The organism is Vibrio sp. 1CM24A (genome assembly GCF_023161725.1).
Classification (GTDB): Bacteria; Pseudomonadota; Gammaproteobacteria; order Enterobacterales; family Vibrionaceae; genus Vibrio; species Vibrio coralliirubri.
On record NZ_JALNTS010000003.1, the window covers coordinates 281,738 to 304,370 of the forward strand.

The following is a 22,633-nucleotide window of genomic DNA, read 5'->3' on the forward strand; positions in this document are numbered from 1 at the left end:
TGGGCTTTTTTTTGCCTTCAAACACACATCTTCTTTGTAATTGGTAAGTTTAGCCAACCTGTCCATTTTTACCAATATTTATATACAATTCATAGCGATAGCGTGACTAAAACACAGCTCTCGTTCAATCTTATGGGTATTCATCCCACTGAGATTCATCGTTCTTCACCCTGCCCCTGTCTTTTATCACGATAGCGCTCCATTGCCATCATTATTTTTCTAGTTTCAACTGTAAGCTCAACGCTTGTTTATACGCGAAACACGTTAATGCACCAAAATTCGTCAATGGTTCGAGCGATGCGATTATTGCAATAATCGTATCAAGGCATAGAAACACACCAACCCTTTCAGGTGCTGAATTAGATCAACATTGCTGTATATGACAAACGTATTAATCTTGTTTAACGCCACCAAATATCCATACAAAAATTGTGCAATATTGAGAGTTCCAGTCACAGTTACGACGAAAAAAGCAAAAACTTGACCTAAAACAATAGCGGAACTGGATAACTTATTTTATAATGCGAATTAATGTTTCAGAACACTATAAAATTTTATTTCTAGGGGCAAAATCAATGAGACTTATTCCATTAAGCAACAAAGCAAAAGTAGGTAAATGGGCTGCTCGTCATATCGCAGATTCGATCAACAAATTCGCTCCAACTGCTGAGCGTCCATTTGTACTAGGTCTTCCTACTGGTAGCACACCTCTAACTACTTACGCTGAGCTAATTGAACTTTACAAAGCTGGCGAAGTAAGCTTCAAGCACGTTGTAACATTCAACATGGATGAGTACGTTGGTATCGAACCAAACCACCCAGAATCTTACCGCACATTCATGCACGAGAACTTCTTCAACCACGTTGATATCCAAGCAGAAAACATCAACCTGCTAGACGGCAAAGCTGAAGATATCGATGCTCACTGTGCAGCATACGAAGAGAAAATCCGTTCATACGGCAAAATCAACCTGTTCATGGGCGGCGTAGGCATCGACGGTCACATCGCATTCAACGAACCAGGTTCTTCTCTATCTTCACGCACTCGTATCAAAACGTTGACTGAAGACACTCGTATCGCGAACTCTCGTTTCTTCGATGGTGACATCAACCAAGTTCCTAAATACGCACTAACTATCGGTGTTGCGACTCTTCTAGATGCAGAAGAAGTGATGATCCTTTCTCTAGGCCACAACAAAGCTCAAGCGCTTCAAATGGCTATCGAAGGTTCTGTAAACCACATGTGGACTGTTACAGCTCTACAGATGCACCGTAAAGCTATCATCGTTGCTGATGAGCCAGCTCAACAAGAGCTAAAAGTTAAGACTCTACGCTACTTCCAAGAGCTAGAAGCTGAGAACATCCAAGACCTATAATTCCTATAGTCTTGAATAGCAGGGCGTTTTTAATAAAGAGAGCGTCTTGAATAGAAAAAGCCACTGAATGTGGCTTTTTTTGTGCCTGTTACTTTCGTGTTTAATGGGAAGAGGTTTCGGATATTTTTAGAGGCACAAAAACAACAAAGCGATTTCTCCAACGAGAGAAACCGCCATCATTTTAAACTTTGTATTGAAACGAACGAACAACTACAAGATATGTAGGGTGTGAAACAAGATAAGCAGGGCTGCAAACTAGAGCTAAGAGCTCAGCGCGTTATCTCGGCACAAGGTAGTGATAATGTCAGTGATAGCTAATACGATCGTCGACTTCACCTTTTGATTATGTCGCCCCAAGAACATTTCAAGCATTGGGCCAGACATGGTTTCCACCATCTCCGCGTCATATTCGATAGGCATAATACGCTGAATAGCGTGCACCTTGTTGAGCTCAAATATCACATCAACTTCTGTGAAGCTGGTGTCTTCACCCTGTATTTTCGCCCACTCTTTCAAGGTAACGAAAACCTCGAGATCGTCGTAGAGTTCTTTACTGATCACGCCAAGCCCGAGTAGCAACTTAGCACGAATCATGATCTCGCCTAACGGCCCACCACTGTTGAGAAGTGGTTCGACAACGAACTTAATTGCAGTGTCGTCTTTCTTAAAGATGTTTTTTAATACGGCATCTACCGTGTCGTCCAATGCATCATAAGCAGCCATTAGGCAGGCGCCAGCACTCTCAGCTTCCGAAAGGGCTTCGAGTAATTCAGTTTCATGGCTTGTTTGTATTGGCATAACGGCTCGACAATAAGAAAGTGCCACTGGTGTGGCACTTTGATGGTTTATCATTTCAATGCTAGATAAGCTTCTTCCGCTAGTTTAACAACTTCTGAGTCACTATTCAGCTCAGAATAATGCGCTAATGTCTCAGCAAAGCCTTTTTCTGCGAACATTGCTTGAAGTTCAACCGCTTGTGGGTCGTCTTCGTTCTTGTAATGGAACGCAGCAGCGATTGCTTTTACTAGGTGAGCATTCGGTAGGCCGTACTCTAATGTACCGTTTAGAGGCTTAACTAGGCGGTCTTGCGGGCTCAGTTTACGAATTGGCTGACGACCAACGCGGTCTACTTCATCACGTAGGAACGGGTTAGCAAAACGACCTAGAATCTTTTGGATGTAGGCAGCGTGAGCTTCTGGATCAAAGCCGTAACGCTTAATCAGAACCGCACCACTCTCTTCCATCGTCGCTGTTACTTCTGCGCGGATTACGTCATCTTCGATAGAGTCTTTAATAGTCTCATGACCTGCAAGCACACCAAGGTATGCCGTTACCAAGTGACCCGTGTTTAGAGTGAACAGTTTACGCTCAACGAAAGCCATTAGGTTGTCAGTGCATTCCATACCTGGGATGTTTGGAATCTCACCTTTGAATTGTGTTTGATCTACGATCCACTCGCTGAACGTTTCAACTGTTACCGCTAGAGGGTCTGTTTCGCCCGCTTCTGCCGGTGGAACAATACGGTCAACCGCTGAATCAACAAAGCCAATGTGCTCTTCAGTGAACGCTTTCATTTCATCAGAAAGGTGCTCTAACACTGCTGCTTTTAATTGGCTAGTACCGCGAACCATGTTCTCTGCCGCGATGATGTTCATTGGTGCAGTGTTGTTTGCTGCTGCACGCTTTTCAATGCCTTGAGCGATAGACTTAGAGATGATTTTAAGAACCGTAGGGCCCACTGCAGTCGTCACAAGATCAGACTCAACAATGCAATCTACTACTGCGCTTGTCGCTGAGTTTACTGCTGTCACGTTCTTAACAACTTCGATAACACACTCTTCGCCAACAATCTTAACTGGGTATTCTTGGCGTTCAATTAACGCATTTACAACCGTTTCATTTACGTCAGCAAACGTAACCTTCATACCAGCATCAGAAAGAAGCTTACCAATGAAACCACGACCGATATTACCTGCACCAAAATGTAACGCTTTCATAATTTTGACCTTATAAATATTTGAATCTAGATAGCTAACTGCTCAACAACATGCCTTGACGATGTGCCCTAGGCATTAAGCAGTAAGCTATTCAGACTGAATCTTGTTAGAAAGATTAAGACCGAAAATGAGGCCAGTAGGGGGATACCGGCCTCCTTCACTCAGGAGCTTGACTAGAGCTTTTTAGTTTCCGTTGAGAATACGTAGAACATCAGCAGGGTTTGTTGTGTTCTGTAGGCATTCCACAGCTTCTTCATCATCGAGTGAATTGGTAATAGCCATCAGCACCATGTTGTGCTCATCGCCTTGTGCGGCAATACCGATAACCATCTTCGCGATATCATCTTCATCTTCGCCCCACTGAATACCTTCAGGGTACTGACAGAAAACGATGCCGGTTTTTTGTACGTACTGTTTCGCTTCGATTGTGCCGTGTGGTACTGCGATAGACTCACCTAGGTAAGTAGACACAAGCTCTTCACGAGCAAACATGCCGTCTACGTATTCTGGTGATACGTTGCCAAGTTTTACTAATTGTTCGCCAGCAAACTTGATTGCGTCTTCTTTTTGAGTCGCTTTAAGGCCAAGGAAGATGCTGTCGTCAGTAAGTGCAAGCTTGTTGCCTTCTTGCGCTGGAGCTGCTGCAGGAGCCGGAGCTTCTACTTTCGCTTCACCACTTTGAGCATCGACAAGCTCAGCAACTAGTTGGTCGTATACGCCGCCGTCTAGGAAGTTGCTTAGAGACATATGCATCGCACCTGGCACAGTGCTACGAGCACGGTCTGTTAGGTCTTTATGCGTAATAACGATTTGCGAATCAGCTGGTAGGTTGTTGATTGCGTAGTTGGTCACTTCAATGTCTAGGCCAGCTGTTGCTACTTTCTTACGTAGTAGACCTGCACCCATTGCACTTGAACCCATACCCGCATCACACGCTACATAAACTGCTTTTACATCCGCTAGGTTTACGTTTGCTTCTGCTGCTGCACCTTTAGAAGACGCTTTCATGTCTTTCATTTGTGCTGAAGCTTTCTCTAGTGAATCTTCCTCATCATCTTGCGCTGATGTTTTAAGAAGGATTGACGCTACAACAAACGATACTGCCGTTGCTGCGATAACCGATAGAATCACGCCGATGTAAGAGCCTTTTGGCGTCATCAGTAAGACTGCGAAGATAGAACCTGGAGATGCTGGAGAGATAAGGCCAGAATCGAACATTACGTTAGTGAATACACCCGCCATACCACCTGCGATTACCGCAAGAATTAGACGTGGGTTCATTAGAACGTAAGGGAAGTAAATTTCGTGGATACCACCTAGGAAGTGGATGATAGATGCACCAGCAGCAGATTGCTTCGCGCTACCTTTACCAAACACCATGTAAGCAAGTAGAAGACCAAAACCAGGACCTGGGTTTGCTTCGATTAGGAAGAAGATAGAGCGACCCATCTCTTCAGATTGCTGGATACCTAGTGGAGAGAAGATACCGTGGTTGATTGCGTTATTTAGGAATAGAATTTTCGCAGGTTCAACAAAAATAGATGCTAGAGGTAGTGCACCCGCTTCTACCATTGCGTTTACGCCAGCCGCAAGTCCGCCAGACAGAATCTTAACCGCAGGACCAATCACGATGAACGCGATGATCGCACAGATCATGCCGATGATACCCGCAGAGAAGTTGTTCACTAGCATTTCGAAACCACTCTTCACTTTACCGTGAACAGCTTCATCGAATTTCTTAATTGCGATACCACCTAGTGGACCTACAATCATTGCACCCATGAACATTGGGATATCAGTACCAACGATAACACCCATTGTTGTGATAGCGCCCACTACCGCACCGCGGTCACCACCAACCATTTTACCACCGGTGTAACCAATCAATAGTGGCAGTAGGTATGTAATCATAGGACCAACCATTGATGCTAACGTTTCGTTAGGCCACCAACCCGTTGGGATGAATAGTGCAGTAATGAAACCCCACGCAATAAATGCGCCGATGTTTGGCATTACCATATTGGATAAGAAACGACCAAAGTTTTGAACCTTAATCTTTGCTTCTGGTGATAACATAGGTAGAACCCCGTAGTGTATTGGTTGGTCAAATGACCGAAAGTGTGTACTCAAAAGTCGATTAAAATGTATCACAACATTTCCAAAATGCACCCTAGCCCAACTTTCGTGATGGCCATCACACACGAAAAACACTTTCGGGTTAACAAGCACATCTTAGATCACAAAAACACCATGAATTTAAATTACAAAGCCAAATTAATGAGAATAGATATCATTAACACACGATCAAGATCACATTTTATTTTGTAATACTTAAAAATAAACAGTGATCAAAATCACACTTAGTAAAATATAGCATCTGAGATCTATATAAACCGTATAAAAGAACATCGTGTCACGCATATAAAATATGCACCCAGATGAGCAAAATCGCTATAAATGTAATTTAATTACAGTCTGGGCTACATTTTGCTAAAAATACAAAACGAGACCTAACGCTCTACTAAAAACATAGACCACTGAACTGCAGTTAGTATTGATAGATGTGATATGGTATTTACCAACGCTATCGCATCATATATATCTCCAACACCCATAAGCTGATGACTCCGCTATTTGAGAAAAGACTATGTCAGACAAAATTTCCACATCCGCACTCGCTAAACAAAAAGGCATAGAAGCTAAAGCTTTATTTAGCGATCTAAAAACAGCGGGCTATATAGTGCGTTCACAAGAGCGTTGGATTCTCACAGAACGGGGAGAAAGCTTTGGTGGGGAATATGTCGAACACAAGAAGTTTGGTGTCTTTATTGTCTGGCCAGAGAAACTACTTATCGATTTGGACTCATTCTCAGGAAAAACACTAACTGCGACTCAACTGGGTAGTGCTTTTCAACTTAGCGCAAAGAAGATCAACTTATTGCTCAATGAACTTGGTTGGATAACAAAAGAAGAAGACGGTTGGCATGTCACCTCTACAGGCTTAAAAGCCGGTGGTGAACAAAGAGAAGATAAAGCGACTCAAAACTTATTCGTGGTATGGCACGACTCACTGGTTCGCAATAAACGTTTGAAGCAGTCTGTTGTTGAATTCCTAGGGCATGATGCTGAAAGCCACTCGACCGATGTGTCATTCTCCAGTTTTCGTCAGAAATTTGAGGCGAAGCACCGAAGCTTAGATGGGCATTATGTTCGTTCAAAGGGAGAACTGATCATCGATAACTGGCTTTATATGGCAGGAGTGGTTCATGCGTACGAGCGTCCGCTACCAATATCAAAAGAAGTGATCAGCGATTTTTATCTACCAAGTGGCAAAGTATACATCCAGTTCTGGGGAACCGATTCTGCGCCAATCGCCGAAGATAAACGTGAAGCGACGAGAAAAATCTATGAAGATCATGGTTTTGGTTTAATCGAAATCACGCCAGAAGATATCCCCAACCTAGACAGCGTACTTCCGCCATTATTGCGCCAATATGGTATCAAGGCTTACTAAGCTACTGAATCTAGAGATTCCACCTCCATTAAGATCACATTTATCGAATCATTATGGACATTATTAACCATAGTGATTTGATATGTTCGCTATTTTTCCCGAGTCATTCTTCTATTATCTTACACCCATCGACTTGAGCTACCGCAGATACTCGATTTATTGGGGCATGTTCGATAACTATTTAGACGTTCAATCTATAGAGATTCGTTTAAATTCGTTATCCGTTTATTGTTGACGTGACTGAACATAAAACCCTACAACATTTATTATTGATAGATATTAGGATTCAACATGACTCATCCAATCATTACTGATCTAAACACTCGTTACACAGCTAAAAAATACGATGCAGAAAAACGCATCTCTGCGGAAGACATGGAAGTAATCAAAGAAGCACTTCGCTTGTCAGCTTCTTCTATCAACTCTCAGCCTTGGAAATTCATCATCATTGAGAGTGACGCAGCAAAACAACGCTTCCACAATACTTTCGAAAACATGTTCCAGTTTAACCAACCACATGCGAAAGAAGCGTCACACACGATCCTGTTTGCTCACGATCCTAAGTACACTAAAGAGAAATTCGCGAAGCGTGCTGATACAGAAGTAAGCTCTGGTCACCTGCCAGCTGAAATGTACGAGCAATTCTTAGGTGCTTACGCATTCGCAGAAATGAACACAGACGAAACAGGTTTCAACGGTAACTGGACTAAGTCTCAAGTTTACATCGCACTAGGTAACACACTGCACACACTAGCTCGTCTAGGTATCGCTTCAACACCTATGGAAGGTGTAGACGCAGCTATGATCAGCGAAGAGTTTGCTGACGAACTAGAAGGTCACATTGTTGATGTAGCGCTAGCTATCGGCTACCACAAAGACGGCGAAGACTACAACTACGGCAAACCAAAAGCGCGCCTAGCTCTTGATGAAGTCATTACTACGCTGTAATAGACACTGATCTGTAATAGCTGACACAAACAAATCGCACTGCTTTATTTGGCCAGACGCTCGTCTGGCCTTTTTTATATCTGTTATTTATCCAAGCCACTACCCACCGACAAGTCATAAAGACACATTAAAATCAATATGATTACAAAAACCAATAAGTCATAAAGACACAAACTAGAGCTCAAAAAGCAAACAAATACAAACAAAACAACTACTTAAAAACATGGCACAACTAGTGCAATGAGAGCCTTAGATATTTCAATAAGGTATTATCATTATGACTATTCACGTTAAATCAAATGTTCATTGGGTCGGCGTCCACGATTGGGAAACCGAGCACTTCCACGGTAAGGAATACCACATGAACAAAGGTACGAGCTATAACTCATACCTGATCCGTGAAGAGAAGACAGTGCTTGTCGATACTGTCGATCATCGCTTTACTGAGCAATTCCTTGCAAACCTAGAGATGGAAATCGATATCAATGAGATCGACTACATCATTTGTCAGCACGCTGAAGAAGACCACGCAGGTGCTCTTTCTGCTCTGCTTGCTAAAATCCCCAACACGCCGGTTTATTGTACTGAAGCTGGAGTGACCTCCATTGTTGGCCATCACCACCAACCAGACTGGAATTTCAGAACCGTCAAAACTGGCGATACGCTCGATGTGGGTAACGGCAAGCAACTTATCTTCGTTGAGATGAAAATGCTGCACTGGCCAGACTCAATGGCGACTTACTTAACCGGTGATGAAGTCCTGTTTAGTAACGACGCTTTCGGCCAACACTACTGCGACGAAAACCTATTCAATGACCAGCTAGACCAAGTCGAACTACATGAACAGTGTCTGCGTTACTTCTCGAACATCCTGACGCCGTTTGCGCCGCTGGTTAAAGCAAAGATTGAAGAAGTACTGAGCTTAGGCGTGCCGATCGATGTCATTGCTACTTCTCACGGCTGTATTTGGCGTGACAATGCGACTCAAATCGTTGAGCAATATTACGAGTGGTCGAAAGCCTACAAAGAAGATCGTATCACGATTGTCTACGACACTATGTCGAACAACACTCGCATGATGGCTGATGCCATCGCAAAGGGTATCCGTAAAGGCAGCCCAGAAACGGCAATCAAGGTGTTCAATATTTCTAAGCACGACAAGAATGACATCCTTGCTAATGTCTTCCGCTCAAAGGGTGTGCTTGTTGGCTCATCGACCATGAACAACGTGATGATGCCGCAAATCGCCGCGCTACTTGAAGAAATACACGGCTTGCGCTTTGCAGGAAAAAGAGCCGCTGCATTTGGATCTTCAGGTTGGACTGGCGGCGCAGTAAAACGCATCGATGCTCGCTTACGTGAAGCCAGCTTCGAGGTTAGCGCACCTCAGCACATCCACTGGAAACCAGATACAGACGCACTTCGTCAATGTATTGATTACGGGATGACACTGGCCGAGGTTTGGCGCACCGATGCGGACGAGGTTAGTGAGCCTAAACAAGTTGAGCGCAACGTTCAACGTATTGAATCAGCACCGACAAGCACCCCAACAGGGCTAAAAGACACGGCTGAGCAGAAGCCAGAAGAAGCGCAAGATAAGCCTGTACATAGCGCAGACTGCACTTGCTGGCGCTGCACGGTGTGTGAATGGGTGTATGACCCACAACTGGGTGAACCCTACCAAGGCGTTGAACCAGGAACACCATGGACACAAGTGCCGGATGATTTCCTTTGCCCAGAATGCCATTTAGGCAAAGAAGTGTTTGTGGAGAAGTAACATGTCGAACATTGTGATTGTGGGCGGTGGTTTCGCCGCCCTACAAACCATAAAGATGGTACGTAAAATTGACCAAGATGTCGCGATTACCATGATCACGGCAGATGCAGGGGTTGAGTACAGTAAGCCGAATCTTTCACACGCATTCAGCCAGGCTCAAACACTACAGTCGTTAGCCGTTAATAACGCTCAGCAATTGGCTGAGCAGTACAACGTGGTTATCAAAACCAAGGCTTTAGTCAGTGAAATCGATACCAAGCAGCAGTGTGTTCATGTTGACGGGCAAATCATCCACTATTCGAAGTTGGTATTAGCAACGGGGGCTACACCTTTCATACCACCAGCGGAAGGGCTTAAACGCAGCGCGACCATTACGCTAAATAGCTTGGAAGAGTTCGATAAACACAAGGCTCAGGTTGATGACGCCCAACGTATCACTGTGATTGGTGGAGGCTTGATTGGGGTCGAGCTTGCATTCGACCTTCAAACTGCGGGCAAAGATGTCACGATTATCGAACCCGCAAGTTATCTATTGAACAGCCTTGTGCCGCCTTTCGTTTCACTTGAGTTGGAAAGGGAGCTGGCAAAAGCAGGGGTTACCGTCGAAACCGACTCTGCGATTTGTCGAGCGACTTACCTCCACGATGGAGTCAGGCTACAAACTACCGCCTCTCGATTAATACGAGCAGATATCGTGATTGCCGCAGCAGGATTAAGGCCAAATACGACTTTAGCCACGCAAGCGGGAATAGACATCAACAGAGGCATTGTGGTCGATGACACCCTGAAAACCAGCGCCAACAATGTGTATGCGATTGGTGATTGCGCTGAAATTGAAGGTCGTGTGATGGCTTATCTGCAGCCAGCAATCTTGTCGGCAAACGTGTTGGCGAAGCAGCTGACTATGGATACAGGAGAGGTCAAAGTGGGTGAAGTAAAGCTCAGCTTGCCTCATATGATCACCAAGGTGAAAACACCGAGTTACCCGATTCAGCTCGCAGGGCGCAATATTCACACAGCTCAGAGCTGGGAAACTCGATTCGATCCTAAAGGCATTGTCGCCAAAGGCTTCAATGAAGATAACCAGTTGGTTGGATTTATTGTCACAGGAGAGCACATCAAGGCTGCATTTCCTTTACTAAAGGAGTTGCAAATAAGTTCACCATCATAAGTACAAAGGTGTAAAAGCAGTCGACTCATTACATAGTTCGGCTGTATTCAACACAAAAATGCACATCAAATTCGGGAAAATTTGATGCTTATCCTAGAGCAACTCGAGTATAAGCAAGCAATAAAAAAGCCAGTCAACAGACTGGCTTTCTTGTGTTCATCTTAGTGCGATGAGCTCATCGCATTTAAGCACAGGCGAACATTAACCGATAAACGAGATGTAACCCTGAAGGATAATCAGGTTAACGATATCGATAAAGAAGGCACCAACAATTGGCACAACCATGAAGGCTTGTGGCGATGGACCGTATCGATTCACCAAAGAGCCCATGTTCATTACCGCTGTTGGTGTTGCACCTAGGCCGAAACCACAGTGACCACCCGCCATAACCGCTGCGTCGTAGTTAGAACCCATTACTTTGAACGTCACAAAGTAAGAGAAAATACCTAGTACAACCGCCTGAACTGCAAGAATAGCCAAGAACGGAATCGCAAGGTCAAAGATATTCCAAAGCTTAAGGCTCATTAGCGCCATTGCTAGGAACAGTGACAATGACACCGTACCAAGAATATCGACCGTTTCGCTGTCAGTCTTATGCAGCTTAGTCACTTCAAACACGTTAGTGATGAACACACCGATAAACAACGCGTAAACGAAGTCAGGAATCATCAACCAAGAAATTTCAAAAGTCGCCACCCACTGCTCTAGGTACTTCGCACCCGTGATACAGATAAGAAGGATGAACAACACTTCAATCACCTTCTTCGCCGTCACTTTATCTTCTTCATACTCGTTGTAAGTAACAAGTTCAGGGAAGCGTTCGTGCGTTTGCGTGCCAGTACCGTACTCAGATTCAAGCTGGTTTTTATCAATAAGCTTTTGCGCCACTGGGCTACCGATAATACCACCGATGATCAAACCAAAGGTCGCTGAAGCCATTGCGATTTCTAGCGTATTTGCAATGCCAAACGTGTCTGCAAAGGTTTGAGACCAAGCCGCGCCTGTGCCGTGACCACCCGAAAGCGTGATAGAGCCAGCAATCAAACCCATCAAGGGTTCAAGGCCTAGTGCCGTTGCTAAGGTTACGCCTACACCGTTTTGGATAATGATGTAAACCGACGCTACCCCTAAGAATAGGAATACCTTAGCACCACCTTTTATCAGCTGCGTGTAGTTCGCCGCAAGACCGACCGTTGCAAAGAACATCAACATAAACGTGTTCTGCAGGGGCAAAGAAAACTCAAGATCAAGGCCGTTAAAGTGCAGGGCTGTAATAGCAAAAGCGACAATCAAGCCGCCGACAATGGGCTCTGGAATGTTGTACTTTTTGAGAATCGGAAGCTTTGCATTGACGAAATGACCTAGAAACAAAACACTAATCGCGATTAGGAAGGATTCTAATGGTCCAATTGAAATTAATTGATTCATATAACCTCTATTTTTTTACGTTCTCATCTTCCCTAATGAGTCTAGTTTTATCTGTAATTATTTGTGCTGCTCTACCTATATTTATACAAACTGGAGAGAAAGTGTGGATTCGAAAAGCGAACACATTACTGCGATCGCTTAGTGCCATGTTAGTAGCACGTTAACTTTTATAGGAGATAAAAGGATTTGTGACAACAATCACCTCCTAAAAGTTGAAAACGGCGTGAGTATCTATGCCGCTGACTCTGCTTTCTTAATACCTAAAAAAGCAAAAAGGAGCTATTTCTAGCTCCTCTTTCATCACCATCGCTGGTAATTAGAATTTTTTCGGTGCGTAACCAGTCATAACCTCAATGCGAAGTTCTTTACCGATCTTCGTCATTGGGTGAACAATTACGAGTCCTTTAACAGACTTTTTAAGTTTACCCATATCCGCTTGCTCAGCCTTAGTAATTTCACGGCTAAATGGCATATCAACCAGAGACTTACGCTCTTGGTTCACATCGTAGCTTTCTTTGTGTTTAAGCTGGGCAATTTTCTTAGTTAGCTTCTTAATCTCTTCCTCGAACTGACGAACAACAGGACGATCATTACGAGTTTTAGCAGCATCTAACTTGTGGCGACACTTGTCTAGACGGTTGTTAATTTGTTGAAGTTCGTTTTTAACACTCATAATAATTTCCTAAGATTAAACAAGCCAATTCGGATTGGGGCGCGGAGTATAGCACAAGGGTTCTGTTGAACCGAAATTTATCTGTTGATTACCAACAGAAACGAATCACATCGACACCGATTATTCAGCCCACCTATTCTTTGTGGCGAACCTCTAAGCGGATAATTCATTGATAGGATAGCGCCTACATCAAAAATTGCAGTTCTCGATGCATCAAAATTCCGTCTAAACTTATACTCTAACGCAATAACTAAATCAGGGTACACAGCTTGGCTGTTGTTACCCCCAGCACGACTCTGATTCACCATGTAATCACAAGGATAGCCGATGACATTATTGAAACGAACATTGACCTGCAGCCTAGCCCTGAGTGCAATGTTTGCCACAACTTATGCATCTAGTGAACAAACAACTCAAAGTAACCTGCTCGTCGAGTACTCTACACCGCAAAATACCGAAGAAGAGCAGCTCAAACGCGAGATTCAAAGCAGTGGCGTTAATGACACCGTGGTCGACCTATCAAACCAACTGTTCATGTTTGAGAAGCCATTAACCATTCAATATGGCGGGGAAGAAGGACCCCTCTACGATCCGCAAACCCATCAAGTGCTGATCCCTTATAGCTTTTACGCTGAGTCACTCAATTACTTTGAGAAGAACCAATACGAAAAAGAGTATGGAAAATCCGCGCAAACTGGCGCTATTGATACCTTGCTGCACACACTATTACACGAAGCTGGGCATGCGTATATCGAAGATCAGAACATTGCGATATTGGGTAAAGAAGAAGATGCGGTTGATAACCTAGCGACTTTAATACTGCTTAACTACGTAGAGCATGGGGCCGACGCCGCTATCAGCGCTGCAGACATGTTTGCTTTCGAGTCAGAAGACCGCCCGGAGTATTACGACTTGGGGGAGTACATCGACGAGCACAGTTTCGACCTGCAGCGTTACTTCTCCACGCTATGCTTGGTGTATGGCAGCGATCCCGATGCCTATAAGAACTTGCTCGATGAAGTGGAAAACGACTATTTGAAAGATAGAAAAGAGTTCTGCGTAGAGCACTTTGATGTGATCAATGAAAATTGGCATCAGTATTTAAAAGAGAGTGACGATGCTTAAATGCTTAAATGCTTAAAAGTTAGTGTCGAGAACTAGCAAAACGGCTTTGGCATCAAATTCCAAAGCCGTCACTCGATAGGTGTGCTTAAGCCTTACGTGTTAACCCTATACCTTCACTTTATACTTCAGATCTTGAGCTTCATCGCCGGTCATGCCTCGAAATCCCCAGCAGTGCGATGGCTGTTCCTTAATGGTGATTTCAATATCAATTGGAGAGATAGCTAACTGCTTCTCTATCTCAGAAAATATCTTCTTAATTAAGCGCTTTTTGGTGTTTACCGCTCGACCTTCCATCATATTTATCTCAATGACGGTATAGGCTTCTGTTCTTCCTTCCGGGTAAAAGAAGTCATCTCGTTCCAATGGCACAAACCGATGTGCTCGCTTGTCATCGGGTAAACCCATTTCACTGTTCAAGCACTGCTGCAACACATTAGAGAGCTGCAACTTAATTGGATTTAAGCACTCTTTGATACCATAAATAACAATCATGACCATTCCTTTGATGCGATGTTAGGTATAGAAGAACGTCAGATAGAAGCATCGTCTGGCGACTACCCACTCGCTTACTATTTGTACATATATTACCTAATGACGCGTATGAAAAAAGGTAAAAACAATGAATTTATGAACAGGTGCAACAAAATACCTATCCCTTTGCCAACATAAGCCGAAGCGAATTGATCGAACACCACCCTCCCCGCGTATATCTTCTCAAATCACATCTGAACTAAGGAGTACTATGTGCCGAATTCACCTAGGAAGACCACGCGGACAGACGCCGAACCAGAAACACCCGTAGAGTCTTCTCTAGAGCTCGCTGTGTTTCCTCTCCCCATATTCCTTTTACCGGGAGGGAGACAAAGACTGCGCATTTTTGAGCCAAAGTATCTCGCGATGGTCGCTCGCGCAGCGCAGGGCGGTGGTTTCATTATTGCCACTCAAGACAACTCTAACTCTGATCATCTCAGTTCTTGGGGAACAAAGGTGACCATCGTCGACTTCAATATGTCGGATGACCAGATCTTAGAGATTGATGTTGAAGGCGAAAAGTTGGTGCAATTGCATGGGTCGTTTCGAGACGACGATGACCTGATTAAAAGTAAGTTCAGATCGTTGCCACACTGGCCAGCCCATGAATATAAAGTGCCTAACGTGTTTACCGCTTTTTTGGTTCAGTTGTTTCGCGACCACGATTCGATAAGAACACTCTATCCCACTCCAGATTTCGAGAGCCCACAATGGATTTGTGCGCGATTGCTCGAAATGATGCCTATCCCATTGGAAAAGAAAACAGAATTTACTGAGCCAGCCAGTTTTCCGTCTCTAGTTCCTTTTTTGAATCAAATCATTACGGGGCAATAAGCACTTTTCTTCACTATAATTTTGTATAGTAGAAATTAATTTAAATTAAAGTGATCCCGACTTTCTCCTTTCACGTAGTGCCTATCAAATTCGCATGATGGTTAGTTACTATGCAAGTGGAAAGCAGAAGTTCAGGGAACGGCAAGGAGCATGTCATTATTCCCGATAACAAAGTACCTACAGACAACAAAGTACCGACAGAGCTCTCGAGCTGGTTGGTGTTGGTTGGTACAGACCGAGACAAGCAGGCATTCACCTGTTTGTTTAAGTTCTTCGCTCCTAAGATTAAGCGTTTTGGCATTAGTAAGTTAGGCGGCGAAGCTGCTGCCAACGAGCTAGTTCAAGACACGATGACTAATGTTTGGAAGAAAGCACATCTCTACAATGTAGATAAAGGCGCTGCGACCACTTGGGTCTACACGGTAATGCGTAATGCAGCGTTCGACATGTTGCGCAAAGTGAAAGCGAAAGCCGAACAAACGATAGCCGACGATATCTGGCCGATAGATGCGATGGTAGCCGAATCTCAAAGTGAAGATTTGCCATTCGGTGATCATTTGATGAGTCGACATGTAATGACTCAGATAGAGAAATTGCCTCTCGCTCAGAAAACCATCGTCAAAGGTGTCTATTTTCAAGAGCTCTCTCAAGAGCAACTCGCTCAGCAACTTGGCGTCCCACTTGGAACTGTGAAATCACGTCTGAGACTCGCTTTAGCCAAATTAAAAGTTCACATGGGGGAACAAGACCATGATTAAACATCACCCAAACGCGGCAATCTTGAAAGACTTCGTCGATGGCACGCTGGCTGATTCAGTTTCTTTGATTGTTTCTAGCCATGTAGAACTGTGTGAACACTGCCAACAACAAGTTAAGCAGCTCACTGCTGAAGCGGCGAATAGTGCATTTGACGCAGAGCCAGTCTTCTCAAATGAAGATTTAGACAACTTCTCAATGGACGACATGGACTTTGATTTTGACGCGATTGAGCAAATCACAGCCGATGCTTCACAGTCAGTTGAAGTGACTCCAGAGGTTCAGAAAGTAACCGTCGCAGACACAACATTCACAATTCCTCGCGCCCTCAACTCAGTCGCGAGAAAGGACTGGATGAACCTAGGCAAAATTTCACGAGCAAGACTCGATTTTGCTGACGAAGCACACCACACCAGCTTGTTGCACATCGACAAAGATGGACAAGTGCCTTGTCACACCCACAAAGGCTTCGAGATCACGCTTCTTCTAGAAGGCAGTTTCGAAGACGAAATGGGCGTCTACAACAAAGGTGACTTCATCTGGTTGGACGGCAATCACACTCATCAACCTGCAACAAAAGAAGGTTGTGTCTGTTTAACCGTTTCAAGTGATGCGTTGTACTTCACTAAAGGCGTGAGTCAACTGTTCAACCCACTAGGTAAATACATTTATTAGATTGAAGTATTTACTGGGCTCGTCACAAGACTCGCACAGTTGGCTAGGTAGAAAAGTAAAAACCGAACTAAAGTAATGTGGAATAAGCAACAAACCACATAATATAAGAATAACGATGAGCAATGATCGTAAGGAATTGACCAATGGATAAAAAAATAAAAATAGGCATCAGTGCATGTGTCGCCGGTCATAAAGTTCGGTTCGATACAGGACACAAACGTTCTCGCTTCTGCACAGACGATCTTGCAGATTATGTAGAGTTAGAACCGGTTTGTCCTGAAATGGGCGTCGGCCTTCCAACTCCTCGCCCAACCATTCGTCAAACAAGAATGTTAGATGACATCATTCACGTTTCTCGCCCAGATGGTTCAGGTGATGTGACCAACGAACTGATCGAGTTCGGTCAAAACTACTCAAAGAACAACCAACACATTGCTGGCTTTATTGTGTGTCAAAAAAGCCCAACCTGTGGCATGGAACGCGTGAAGGTGTACCACCACCATGGTCGCGGCTCTGAATCGACTGGCGTAGGCATGTTCACCCAACAAATTATGGACGGTAACCCGTTACTTCCCGTTGAAGAAAACGGCCGCCTTAACGATCCCATTTTGCGTGAAAACTTCATGACTCGAGTGTTCACTTACCAAAAATGGCTCGATCTCGTAGATGAAGGCATAACTAAACACAAACTGATTCAGTTCCACAGCGCCCACAAATACTTAGTCATGTGTCACCACGTTGAGGGTTACAAAAGCTTAGGCAAACTGTTAGCGGGTAATGAGTTAGACATCGACGAATTGGCGGCTCAATACATCGAAGGTTTGATGAAGGCGTTATCGCATCACTCGAATCGAGGCAGTCACGCCAATACGCTGCATCACTTGCAAGGTTACTTTAAGAAACAACTGAGTAGCGCTCACAAGCAAGAACTCACCAACCAGATAGATTCTTTCAGAGAGGGCGTGATTCCACTGCTAGTGCCGCTGACACTGATCAATCACTACCTGATGGAATACCCAAACGAGTACTTGGAATCACAGGTTTACCTAAACCCGCACCCACAAGAACTTAAGCTGAGATACGGATATTGAGCGACATTTTATGGATACGACGAGACCTGAGGATTCACGATAACCCAGCGCTCGTCGCAGCAATTGAAAACGGCGTATCTATCGCCGTTTTTATTTCAACCCCACAGCAATGGCAGCAACACCACCTTGCACCGATCAAAGCTGATTTCATCTATCGTCACCTAAAACAACTCAAATCCCAGCTCGCTGAGTTTGGGATAACGTTGCTTCACCTGAAAGCTTCCGACTTTGACGATCAATCCAGACAGCTCATCGACTTATGCCAGCAGCTTGATGCCAAGTGCGTCTACACTAACTCTGAGCCAGAGGTCGATGAACAGGCTCGCGATAAAAAGCTGATTTCAAGCGGCTTAAACCTGAAGATCAGCGATTGTGACGTTATGCTGCCACTCGGTAGCGTTCTCAATAAACAAGGCGAGATGTTCAAAGTCTTTACGCCCTTTAAGAACGCTTGGTTAAAAGAAGTTCAGGTGAAAGGCATCATCTGCAGTCCAGCTCCTGTCGAGCCGACTGAGATTTCACAAACACAGCTTCCTGACGACTTACAAACCTTAACCCTCTCCGCTGACTATGATTTCGACTTTCCGCGTGTTGATTCAAGTCGCTGGCCATTAAGCCAAGATGTATTGGGCAATGTGATCCCCAATTTCTTAGGCAATAAAGTCAACGACTACGCACGTCTGAGAGACATTCCCTCAGTTAAAGGGACATCGGGGCTATCGCCTTATTTAGCGATTGGCGCCGTGAGCCCACGTTGGTTAGCGATTCAGTTGATTCAACAACAGCCGGACTTGTTATTTGATACTCAGTTGCCAGCCTTTTCTTGGCTTAATGAATTGATTTGGCGAGATTTTTATAAGCATTTGATGTTTCATCATCCTAAATTGGTTAAAGGTGCGAACTTCCAACAAAAATACAACGGCTTAGATTGGTATCACGACAACCCTAGCTTCAAGGCGTGGTGCGAAGGAAAAACAGGCTACCCATTAGTTGATGCAGCGATGCGTCAATTGGTTGAGACAGGCTGGATGCACAACAGGCTAAGAATGGTGGTGGCAAGCTTCCTAACCAAGCACCTGCTGATCGATTGGCGTTGGGGTGAGCGTTTCTTTATGTCGCACCTTATCGATGGTGATTTCAGCGCGAATAATGGTGGCTGGCAGTGGGCCTCAAGTACTGGCTGTGATGCTCAACCCTACTTTCGAATTTTCAATCCAATCACTCAGAGTGAAAAGTTTGATCCAAAAGGAATTTTTATTCGTAAGTACATACCAGAGCTGCAAAATATCCCAGATAAACATGTGCATTTCCCACATGACTTTATCACTAAAAACGGAATAGACAGCGAATACTGGCAACCCATCGTTGAGCACAAAGAAGCACGATTGAGAGCCTTAGCCTTCTTCAAATAATTAGAGTGAATATTATGGATAACTCTCTATGGCTTGATAACTTTCTCAACATGTATCGAGAACTCGGAACCGACAATTTCGACGTGCTTAAGACGGTTTATCACCCTGATATTGAATTCCAAGACCCGCTGCATCATGTCAGCGGTATTTCGGCGCTTACGCACTACTTCGAGAACCTCTACACCCAGGTAACGAGCTGTTACTTTCATATCGAACACACTTTCGAAGTGAACGACGAAGCTTCGGTGTATTGGACGATGCAATTTTCTCATAAGCAGCTGAACGGTCAAAAGCCGATCGAAGTGCAAGGACACAGCCACCTCAAGATGCTCGACGGTCAAGTGGTCTATCACAGAGACTATCTTGATGTCGGCTCTATGTTGTACGAACACATTCCAGTTCTGGGCTGCGCCATCAAATCCATCAAAAAGAGAGCGAGCCAATAATGCGTATTATGATCACAGGCGCGACCTCAGGTATCGGCCAATCACTCGCTATCGATTACGCTCAACAAGGGCATCAGGTGATTGCTTGTGGCCGTAACCCAGACAAACTGCAAGCCTTGGTTGATTCTCATGAGACAGACATCGCACATTCATCCATTACGCCGCTCTGTTTCGATCTGACCGATTACCACAACTTCCCAGAGCTCGACCAAGACAAGCCGCTTGATCTACTGATTTTAAATGCGGGTGATTGTGAGTACATCGACGACCCAGTGAATTTTGATGCCGAGCTGTTCGAGCGCGTCATCAACATAAACCTAATTTCAATTGGCTACGCCCTTAAAGCCTGGTTAAAAAACATCAAACCCGGCGGCCGTTTGGTTTTAGTCAGCTCCAGCGCCAGCTTTTTACCTTTGCCAAGAGCCGAGGCTTATGGCGCTTCAAAGGCAGCCCTCACTTACTTAGGCAGAACACTTTCGGTTGATCTGGCAACGCACAACATTCATGTCTCAATTGTGCACCCAGGCTTTGTTGAAACGCCATTAACCGAGCGAAATACGTTCTCTATGCCTATGATTATTAGTAGTGAGGCCGCAACTCAGCGAATCGTAAATGGTATCGCTCAAGGAAAGAGTGAAATCGATTTCCCAAGACGATTCATCATGTTGATGAAGCTACTAAGAATGCTTCCAACTCCAGTTTGGCAAAAACTCGCTTCAAGGATGGTATAACAATGAAGAAAATCGCCATTATCGGTTCAGGTATCTCTGGACTCACTTGCGCGCATATATTAGATAAGCACCACGACGTAACAGTATTCGAAAAGAACGATTACGTAGGGGGGCACACCGCTACCGTTGATATTGAACATCAAGGCTCGGCGTTTTCGATAGATACAGGTTTCATCGTATTCAACGATCGAACCTACCCGAATTTCAATCAGCTTCTAGAACAACTCGGTGTCGAAAGGCAACCGACTGAGATGAGCTTCAGCGTCCACAACACCACCACTAAGTTCGAGTACAACGGTCACAGCATTAATTCGTTATTCGCGCAGAGGAGTAACATCTTCAAACCTCAGTTCTGGTCTTTAGTGTCTGACATTCTCAAGTTCAACAAACTGTGTAAGGCTCAGTTTGAAAGCAATGAATTCACACCAGACGTTACCCTTGGCAGTTTCCTACAAGATAATCAATTTTCCGATTTTTTCAGCCAGCACTATATCCTACCGATGGGCGCGGCGATTTGGTCGACAAGCTTGGAAGAGATGGAAGAGTTTGAGCTGAAGTTCTTCATCCAGTTTTTCTACAACCATGGATTGCTCGATATCGCGAACCGTCCTCAGTGGTATGTGATTCCAAAAGGATCGCGTTCTTATGTTGAAATCATTCTTTCACGCCTAAGTAAGCCTGTTGCACTCAATACATCGATTAAACAAGTGACTCGCCAAGAAACGGGCATCACGATTGAATTTGAAGATGGCAGCACACAAGACTTCGACGAAGTAATCTTTGCCTGCCACTCAGACCAAGCCTTGCGCCTGCTTGGTGACGCGACAGAACAAGAGCAACAGGTACTGGGCGAAATCCCATACAGCCGCAATGAAGTGGTTCTGCACACCGATACTCGCTTACTCCCAGATAGAAAACTGGCTTGGGCAAGCTGGAATTACATGTTGGATGGCGACAGCAAACGACCTGCTTGTGTCACGTACAACATGAACATTCTGCAAGGCATCGAAAGCCAAGACACCTTCTGTGTCACCTTGAATCAAAGCGAAGCCATCGACCCAGAAAAAATCATTCGCAGCTTTGTTTATCATCACCCGGTACTTAATTCGAACACGGTCGAAGCTCAGCACAAGCGTGAGCAGATCTGTGGCAAAAACCAGACGCACTTTGCCGGCGCGTACTGGTACAACGGCTTCCATGAAGACGGTGTCCACAGTGCACTCGATGTGACCAAACGCTTCGGTCTAGATTTGAGTACGAGTTCAGCGCTATGAACAGTCAAACCCTGACACCCGAGATGGGGATCGCATCCGAAAAGAGTGAAGAGCTCAGCGGTATCTATTGGGGTAACGTCAGACATCGCCGCTTTGGCGACATCACTCATGAGTTCAGCTATCAGCTTTATATGATGGGGTTAGATCTTGATGAGCTGCCCCAAACCACAGCGCGCAGTGCGCTGTTCGGAACTCGTTGGTTCAACCCGATTCGCTTTGTCGAATCGGATTATCTCGCTGAAAAAAAAGAAAATGTCACCACGGATGAACCAAAATCACTTAAGCAACGTATAGCTTCCAAAGTGCAACAACTTGGTGGGGTTTGGTCTGATTTAAACCGTGTGACGATGCTGGCTCAGTGCCGCTGTTTAGGCATCTATTTCAGCCCAATCAACTGTTTCTTCTGTTACGACGAAACTGGAGATTGCAAATACATGTTGGCTGAGGTGAGCAACACGCCTTGGCGAGAAAGACACTACTATCTCATCGACATGCACCAAGAGTTGAAGGTAAAAAAAGAGTTTCACGTTTCGCCGTTCATGGATTTGAACATGACTTATTTTTGGAAAATTAAGCCACCAGCGAAACGCACGTTAGTTCACATCGAAAGCCGCCGAGACGATAAGCTTTTCGATGCGACACTGGCTCTGACGAAACAGTCAGTAACCAAGACAAACATTAGACGAACGGTATTCAAGATTCCGGCGATGACGATAAAAGTCGTGATGGGAATTTATTATCAGGCTCTCAAATTATTCCTGAAAAAAGTACCGTTTGTGGCGCACCCAGACTCAACGTCTTAAGCGCACATGAAAGAACTCAATTGAAGCTTGGGTTCGCTCCAACCAAGGAGCAGAACTCAGCTTAGTTGGCA

At 44.6% G+C, this 22,633-nt stretch carries 21 protein-coding genes; 15 read left to right on the forward strand and 6 right to left on the reverse strand.

Annotation, left to right across the window (positions count from 1 at the left end):
• Positions 1–575 precede the first annotated feature (575 nt).
• Positions 576–1,376 carry a glucosamine-6-phosphate deaminase gene (gene nagB, locus MSG38_RS08800; RefSeq protein WP_019819998.1) on the forward strand — a complete coding sequence of 267 codons (801 nt, stop codon included), beginning with the start codon at positions 576–578 and terminating at the stop codon, positions 1,374–1,376.
• Positions 1,377–1,637: 261 nt separating this feature from the next.
• On the opposite strand, the gene MSG38_RS08805 is transcribed toward nagB, so the two are convergent.
• The 3 genes from MSG38_RS08805 to MSG38_RS08815 form a co-directional block, all read right to left on the reverse strand.
• Positions 1,638–2,174 carry an MltR family transcriptional regulator gene (locus tag MSG38_RS08805; protein ID WP_017065079.1) on the reverse strand — a complete coding sequence of 179 codons (537 nt, stop codon included), beginning with the start codon at positions 2,172–2,174 and terminating at the stop codon, positions 1,638–1,640.
• Between the two features lie 50 nt (positions 2,175–2,224).
• Positions 2,225–3,373 (reverse strand): mannitol-1-phosphate 5-dehydrogenase, encoded by a 1,149-nt coding sequence (locus tag MSG38_RS08810; RefSeq protein WP_248401635.1) that lies wholly within the window; start codon positions 3,371–3,373, stop codon positions 2,225–2,227.
• A gap of 183 nt (positions 3,374–3,556) precedes the next feature.
• The gene (locus MSG38_RS08815) at positions 3,557–5,449 is read right to left on the reverse strand and encodes a PTS mannitol transporter subunit IICBA (RefSeq protein ID WP_017066361.1); all 1,893 of its coding nucleotides are present in this window, start codon (positions 5,447–5,449) and stop codon (positions 3,557–3,559) included.
• Positions 5,450–6,020: 571 nt separating this feature from the next.
• Here MSG38_RS08815 and MSG38_RS08820 point away from each other — a divergent pair.
• The 4 genes from MSG38_RS08820 (at position 6,021) to norW (ending at position 10,783) form a co-directional block, all read left to right on the forward strand.
• Positions 6,021–6,887 carry a glycerol kinase gene (locus MSG38_RS08820; RefSeq protein ID WP_248336358.1) on the forward strand — a complete coding sequence of 289 codons (867 nt, stop codon included), beginning with the start codon at positions 6,021–6,023 and terminating at the stop codon, positions 6,885–6,887.
• Positions 6,888–7,178: 291 nt separating this feature from the next.
• Positions 7,179–7,835, forward strand: coding sequence for a nitroreductase family protein (locus MSG38_RS08825; protein WP_048610277.1), 657 nt, complete (start codon positions 7,179–7,181; stop codon positions 7,833–7,835).
• A 277-nt stretch (positions 7,836–8,112) separates the two neighbouring features.
• Positions 8,113–9,612, forward strand: coding sequence for an anaerobic nitric oxide reductase flavorubredoxin (gene norV / locus MSG38_RS08830; RefSeq protein WP_248401636.1), 1,500 nt, complete (start codon positions 8,113–8,115; stop codon positions 9,610–9,612).
• A 1-nt stretch (position 9,613) separates the two neighbouring features.
• Positions 9,614–10,783, forward strand: coding sequence for an NADH:flavorubredoxin reductase NorW (norW, locus tag MSG38_RS08835; protein ID WP_248401637.1), 1,170 nt, complete (start codon positions 9,614–9,616; stop codon positions 10,781–10,783).
• Between the two features lie 201 nt (positions 10,784–10,984).
• Here norW and gltS read toward each other — a convergent pair whose 3' ends face one another.
• The gene (gene gltS, locus MSG38_RS08840) at positions 10,985–12,211 is read right to left on the reverse strand and encodes a sodium/glutamate symporter (RefSeq protein WP_048610056.1); all 1,227 of its coding nucleotides are present in this window, start codon (positions 12,209–12,211) and stop codon (positions 10,985–10,987) included.
• A gap of 316 nt (positions 12,212–12,527) precedes the next feature.
• On the reverse strand, positions 12,528–12,884 hold the full coding sequence (locus MSG38_RS08845; protein WP_017060971.1) for a YibL family ribosome-associated protein: 357 nt from the start codon (positions 12,882–12,884) through the stop codon (positions 12,528–12,530).
• A gap of 327 nt (positions 12,885–13,211) precedes the next feature.
• Between MSG38_RS08845 and MSG38_RS08850 the strand changes: the two genes are divergently transcribed.
• Positions 13,212–14,009, forward strand: coding sequence for a DUF4344 domain-containing metallopeptidase (locus tag MSG38_RS08850; RefSeq protein ID WP_248401638.1), 798 nt, complete (start codon positions 13,212–13,214; stop codon positions 14,007–14,009).
• A 105-nt stretch (positions 14,010–14,114) separates the two neighbouring features.
• On the opposite strand, the gene MSG38_RS08855 is transcribed toward MSG38_RS08850, so the two are convergent.
• Positions 14,115–14,501 (reverse strand): tautomerase family protein, encoded by a 387-nt coding sequence (locus tag MSG38_RS08855; RefSeq protein WP_017070218.1) that lies wholly within the window; start codon positions 14,499–14,501, stop codon positions 14,115–14,117.
• 252 nt (positions 14,502–14,753) lie between these two features.
• On the opposite strand from MSG38_RS08855, the gene MSG38_RS08860 reads away from it, so the two are divergent.
• The 9 genes from MSG38_RS08860 to MSG38_RS08900 all read left to right on the forward strand — a co-directional run bounded on the left by MSG38_RS08860 (position 14,754) and on the right by MSG38_RS08900 (position 22,562).
• Positions 14,754–15,374 carry an LON peptidase substrate-binding domain-containing protein gene (locus MSG38_RS08860; protein ID WP_248401639.1) on the forward strand — a complete coding sequence of 207 codons (621 nt, stop codon included), beginning with the start codon at positions 14,754–14,756 and terminating at the stop codon, positions 15,372–15,374.
• Between the two features lie 110 nt (positions 15,375–15,484).
• The gene (locus tag MSG38_RS08865) at positions 15,485–16,132 is read left to right on the forward strand and encodes a sigma-70 family RNA polymerase sigma factor (RefSeq protein WP_017060967.1); all 648 of its coding nucleotides are present in this window, start codon (positions 15,485–15,487) and stop codon (positions 16,130–16,132) included.
• Complete coding sequence (locus tag MSG38_RS08870; RefSeq protein WP_050651217.1) at positions 16,125–16,805, forward strand: ChrR family anti-sigma-E factor; 681 nt, start codon at positions 16,125–16,127, stop codon at positions 16,803–16,805. The genes MSG38_RS08865 and MSG38_RS08870 overlap by 8 nt, the downstream gene beginning before the upstream one ends.
• Positions 16,806–16,948: 143 nt before the next feature.
• Positions 16,949–17,896 carry a DUF523 and DUF1722 domain-containing protein gene (locus MSG38_RS08875; RefSeq protein WP_248401640.1) on the forward strand — a complete coding sequence of 316 codons (948 nt, stop codon included), beginning with the start codon at positions 16,949–16,951 and terminating at the stop codon, positions 17,894–17,896.
• Positions 17,893–19,308 (forward strand): deoxyribodipyrimidine photo-lyase, encoded by a 1,416-nt coding sequence (gene phrB / locus MSG38_RS08880; protein ID WP_248401641.1) that lies wholly within the window; start codon positions 17,893–17,895, stop codon positions 19,306–19,308. Before MSG38_RS08875 ends, phrB begins: the two co-directional genes overlap by 4 nt.
• Before the next feature lie 14 nt (positions 19,309–19,322).
• Positions 19,323–19,754 carry a nuclear transport factor 2 family protein gene (locus MSG38_RS08885; RefSeq protein ID WP_009846086.1) on the forward strand — a complete coding sequence of 144 codons (432 nt, stop codon included), beginning with the start codon at positions 19,323–19,325 and terminating at the stop codon, positions 19,752–19,754.
• On the forward strand, positions 19,754–20,485 hold the full coding sequence (locus MSG38_RS08890) for an SDR family NAD(P)-dependent oxidoreductase (protein WP_248401642.1): 732 nt from the start codon (positions 19,754–19,756) through the stop codon (positions 20,483–20,485). The genes MSG38_RS08885 and MSG38_RS08890 overlap by 1 nt, the downstream gene beginning before the upstream one ends.
• Positions 20,486–20,487: 2 nt before the next feature.
• Positions 20,488–21,759 carry an FAD-dependent oxidoreductase gene (locus MSG38_RS08895; protein WP_050643592.1) on the forward strand — a complete coding sequence of 424 codons (1,272 nt, stop codon included), beginning with the start codon at positions 20,488–20,490 and terminating at the stop codon, positions 21,757–21,759.
• Positions 21,756–22,562 carry a DUF1365 domain-containing protein gene (locus MSG38_RS08900; protein ID WP_248401643.1) on the forward strand — a complete coding sequence of 269 codons (807 nt, stop codon included), beginning with the start codon at positions 21,756–21,758 and terminating at the stop codon, positions 22,560–22,562. The genes MSG38_RS08895 and MSG38_RS08900 overlap by 4 nt, the downstream gene beginning before the upstream one ends.
• Positions 22,563–22,633 lie beyond the last annotated feature (71 nt).